Source organism: Pseudoalteromonas lipolytica, assembly GCF_900116435.1.
Lineage (GTDB): Bacteria > Pseudomonadota > Gammaproteobacteria > Enterobacterales > Alteromonadaceae > Pseudoalteromonas > Pseudoalteromonas lipolytica.
This window is the reverse complement of sequence record NZ_FPAZ01000036.1, coordinates 1-5,420: the sequence shown is the minus strand read 5'-3', so window position 1 is coordinate 5,420 and position 5,420 is coordinate 1. Positions and strand designations below refer to the sequence as shown.

The 5,420-nt window shown below is 42.3% G+C and carries 2 protein-coding genes; both read left to right on the top strand.

The window, feature by feature from the left end:
* Positions 1-219: GlyGly-CTERM sorting domain-containing protein (locus tag BM378_RS20080; RefSeq protein ID WP_143104613.1), on the top strand; the 219-nt coding region annotated here is incomplete at its 5' end.
* Between the two features lie 435 nt (positions 220-654).
* The coding region (locus BM378_RS20710; RefSeq protein WP_074989879.1) for a S8 family serine peptidase at positions 655-5,420 on the top strand (4,766 nt) is incomplete at its 3' end.

Here is a 5,420-nt window from a genome sequence, read left to right as displayed (position 1 = left end):
GTGTCTGGTTTAAGCGTTGGAGAGCATCAATTTACAGTAACAGTAAGCGATGGTGTTGACGCGATGGAGTTAGGTGTTTCAGTAACTGTTACTGCACAAGAAGTGACGGTACAACCTGAAGTAGAAGCGAAGTCGAGCTCAAGCGGCTCACTTGCGTGGCTAACACTTCTAATGGCAGGTTTTGCAGGCTTAAGACGCCGTAAAGCAAAGCGCAGCTAATCACTCCCTAAGTGTGTTATGTGACAAAGGGCCTTCGGGCCCTTTTTTCGTTTTTAGGATTCTTCATACCAATTCGCAATAATGCTTACTCATTTTGAGGGGAGGAAGCCGAGTGTTAAAAACGTCTTATGAGTGGCTGCAACGATACAGGAATTATAACTGTCATATTGTTGATAAAAATTAAATAATCAAAACGGTTTTGCTGCTGCCTATGAGTGTACTTACCCTAAAATAGTGTGCTTCTATTTATTAATTGCAAATAAAAATACGATTACAGGAGTTTTAAGTATCTTAAATGTTAACTGTGTGTACAAAACGCTACACGAATGTAGGTAATTTTTTAATTCTCTGTGGTTATATTATAAGCGCGAGCGGTGGAATGGATATCCACCCAGCTTGAATAATTATACTAATTAACTATCCAGGGGATACTTTATGCAAGTGAAAACTCTCTCGATTGCTGTTGCCGCAGCTATCTATAGTGCCAGCGCTGCTCATGCAGTCGGTGTTGATAGTCAGCTTAAAACACAAAATCAATTAAAAGCACCTAATATTACATTTGAAGAAATCAAAGCATTTAGCAAAGAGTACAATCAAGGCGACTCAACTAGCATGATGCAGAATGATGGTCTAAATGTGCAATTGAGTGGACAAAATAAAAAGTTTACTGAAGAAGGCCTAGACGGTGAGCATATTTATATTGTTCGCTTAAGAGATAACTCTGTTGCACTTGAAGCGCGTGAGTTCGATTCGCCTTTAGCGAAAACAATGCAAACTCAAGGTGTGACAAAGGTTTTCGAAAAAGGTCAGCCGTCGATTTCTGCCGTGACCGAGTACCAAAATAAGCTACTTACAAAACAACGCACTGTTATGCAAAGCGTAACGGCTGTAACAGGCCGTACAGAAATGCGTCGTCAGTTCACTAAAGCATTGAATGGTTTCTCTGTAAAAATGACTGAACGTGAAGCAATGAGTGTTGCTGAACTAGGAGCGGTCGCTTCTGTTATGCGTTCAAAAAATTACGATCTTTTATCTGATGAAGGCCCTCGTCATATTGGTGCAGACCAAGTGTGGGATGGCACAAGTGTTCCCAGCGGTATTAAAGGCAAAGGTGAAGGCCAGATTGTCGGCATTATCGATACGGGTATTAACTCTGATCACCCATCATTTGCTGCAGTAGGTGATGATGGTTATGAGCACATTAATCCATTTGGTAGCGGTAATTATGTGGGTGACTGTGTTGAAGAACCTGAAGAAATCCAATGTAATAGTAAGTTAATCGGTGTGCGTTCTTATGATGTGATCACTGATGCATTTGATGCCATGATCCCAGGTTGGCCTGCAATTGGTGAGGATTATCAAGGTCACGGTTCACACGTTGCATCAACTGCAGCGGGTAACGTCGTTAAAAATGTGCCTTATATGTTACCGAGTTTTGGTGAAAATACAGATGGTAATATCCTTGCAGAAGATTTATTCCCTGAGATTTCAGGTGTTGCACCCCATGCGAATATTATTGCTTATCAAGTCTGTTACCCGTCAAGTGACGAATACAGAGGGTGTCCGGGCGAAGCGCTTGTTGCGGGTATTGAAGACGCGATTTCTGATGGTGTTGATGTAATCAACTTTTCAATCGGTGGTGCAGATTCGAACGTGTGGGCTGACCCTGTGCAACTTGCATTTTTAGCCGCGCGTGAAGCGGGCATTAACGTTGCAGCAGCGGCTGGTAATAGCGGACAAGGGTGTGGCAGCGCAGAGTGTTTTGGTTATTTAGATAACTCATCGCCTTGGCTGGCGCAAGTTGCAGCGACTACACACGGCCGTAGTGTTGCTGTTGAAACCGCCGTTGAGTTCGCTGGTTTTGCAGATGCCTCACTTGGATCTGAGGTTCCTAGCTGGTCAGAAACGGGTCTAGTAGGGGGCGCAATCAACAGTGAAGAAATCACCGGGGTTGTTGTTTGGGCTAAAGACTATGAAGATGTTAATGGTTTCAAAGATTACAACGGTTATTGTACAGCTGATTACCCTGAAAATACCTTTAACTTCTATAAGGATGGCACGGAGATAGCGGGTGCGGCTGATGGAACGACTAACGTTATTGTTATTTGTCAGCGTCACTTAGCAGCTGATCCTGCTGCGAATGCACGTACAGCAAAAGTTGAACACGTGAAAGCCGGTGGAGCGGATGGTTTCATCATGTACAACCGTGATGGTGCTCAAGGTACTGTTGCAGAAAGCTATTCTTTACCTGGCGTACACTTTACGTATGATCAATGGAATGGTGTTGATGGTAATGATGGCCTAGAAGACTGGGTCGATAGTTATTCAGAAATGGGCCATATGATCACTATTAAACCAACGGTGATTGAGCGTCGAGTTAACGCTGAAGATGCTGATTGGTTAGCAACGTTCTCATCGCGTGGTCCTTCATTCTCAAATATAGAAGTGCTCGCACCAACACTTGCTGCTCCGGGTGTTGATATCTATGCTGCTTATTCTGATGAGCATCCGTTTGTAACACCACATGGCCAAGATTATGCGGCAATTAGTGGTACTTCAATGGCATCTCCACATGTTGCGGGTTCAATGGCGTTACTTCGTCAAATTCACCCAGATTGGACTGCAGCTGAAGTTCAGTCAGCATTATCAATGACGGCTGAAAATGTGGTTAAATATCACCGCTTAAATAATAAAAATGATGTAGTTGCAGATGCGAAGACTTATCGTTCAGGTGCGGGTCGCATAAATGTTGCGCTAGCAGCAAAAGCGGGCTTTGTCATGGATGAGTCAGCAGATAACTTCTTAGCTGCAGATCCATTCAATGGCGGTACACCGCATAAACTTAACTTGCCTAATTTAGTTAACTTCTCATGTGCACCAGAGTGTCAATGGGTACGAACTATTAAAGCGACAGAAGACGGTACTTGGACCGTTAGTCATGAGGATGTTGAAAACTGGAGTTATGATGTTAATTCACAATCCGCTCAAAATGGTGTGAATATTGATATCTTCCCGAAAACTTTCTCATTGAAAAAAGGTGAGACACAAACAATTATCGTTAAAGCGTCGATTATGGATACGCAAGATTGGTTTAGTAACTCTGAAGTTGAGCTACACACAAACCTAGTATTCCAAGCTGAGGAAGCGGGTATTCCAGATGCGCATTGGCCTGTAGCGTTTAAATATGATCGCGGTAACTTACCTTCAATGCTATCTACAACTGCGCATTCTGACGAAGGAACGTATGTTGCTAAAGGCATTATGTTACCTAACATCGAAGCACCTGTAGCACGTGTCTATGAACCAGTGAAAGCAGAAATTACTTCTGTAACACTGCCAAAAGATGACGATACTACTTTCCCTTGGACAATGAATCGTAAAGATGATGTAGCTGCTGAAGATATCTTAGATGAAGCAACATTCACTAAGTTTGTAACCGTCCCCGCTAATTCTAAACGTTTTATTGCGGAAACTGTCAGTGTTGAATCGGAACTTGATGGTTCACTGAAAAAAGGTAATCCAATCGTTTATGTAGGTAAAGACTACAATGGCGATGGTATTGTTCAGCCTCAAGATGAGATTTTATGCGTATCTAACCATCGAATCTACAACAACTTCTGTAATATTAATAACCCTGAAGAAGGTGAATATTGGGTTGTTTTATATAGCAGTAATAAAACCTCTGTAGGTCCAGTTGAAGAAACCTTTGAACTGGCAACGGCTGTTGTATCAGAGCAAGTTGCAACGGGGATGACTGCACGCCTTCCTGCGAGTGATGGTTTAAACAAAGTTGACATGACTGTTGATTGGAACATGGAATTTGATGCTAATAGTGTTTACTACTCATTATTGGATGTGGGCACATCAGCAGTTAATCCTGGTAACTTAGGTTCTATTCCATTCAAGATTAATCGTGGTAAAGATGTTGCGCACCTAGATGCGCCGAATACGGGTGCTAAAATCGGTGACTTCGTTCCTTATACTTTTGAAGTATTGGCAAATAACTCAGGTGTTGACCGTGAATTTACTCTTGAACTAGCGATTCCAGAAGGTCTGGATGTTAAAGCTGAAAATGTTGCAATATCAACAACATCAGAAATCAATATTGAAGTTGTTGATGGCAAGGTTATTGTAACAGGAATGCAGGCTGATACGCGCGATGTTGAGCCAGACTACATTGTTACCGATAACATTACTGATGAGATGTGTCGAACACCTGACTTTGGTAATGCAAACCCAGGTGGTTATGTAGATTTATCACAGTTTGGGATTATGCCGCTGCTATCAGGTTTTGATGATCAAAACCTATATAACTATCGTGATGGCTATACTTTACCTATCGCAAGTTTTTACAATGGTGCGTACGATAACTTCAGTTTGTATAATAACACTGGAAATACAAACATTCAGAACCAGGTTATCCAAATTCGCGGCATGGGTACGGTGAATACAAGCGGTAGTCGCTTCTTCTACCCAGTTCACAATCCGTTCCCATATAATTCATTCCCATTTGAAAACATGGGTCCATTATGGCGTGGTTGGGAATTCTCTGAACAAGGCTTACTACGCTCTGTAATGTCTGTTGGCTTATCGTCAAACGAGGGTATTTCACTAGCAAGTACTGCAACGGGATGGGGTATTGTTGAGTGGGATAATGCATCTGATTATGACGATCCTGTTTATGACCGTTCAACAGGTACATACAGTTATACAAAACGTGATAACTCATTCGACTTCCAAGTGCTATTCAATGCAAATACGCGTTTTGGTAAAGGTGAGCACGAAATTTACTATGCATACGATAATCTTGACTTTGGTACGACCCGTCCGCACGGCAGTATTGGTCTTCAAGGTTTCCGTGGCGAAGTATATGAATACGGTCCACTTGATAAATATCGCGGCGTTCAAGTTGCTTATAACAATCTAGATGAAGTTATTAGTGACGACTATGTTGTGTGTATGGATTACGTTGGCCCAGAATCATCACAGTTCGAAGTAACGGCATGGGCAGAAGTATTGCCATCAGCGGCAGGTCAAATGCTAAATATTGATGCGAAAGCAGCTATCTCTGGCCTAAATGACATGACAACGACTGCGACACTCAGTGTACCAAGCAACATCACAGTTGTAGCGCTTGACGATATGGTAACCACAGAAGAAACAGCAATTAGCTTTGATGTTCACTATATTGATGAAACAAA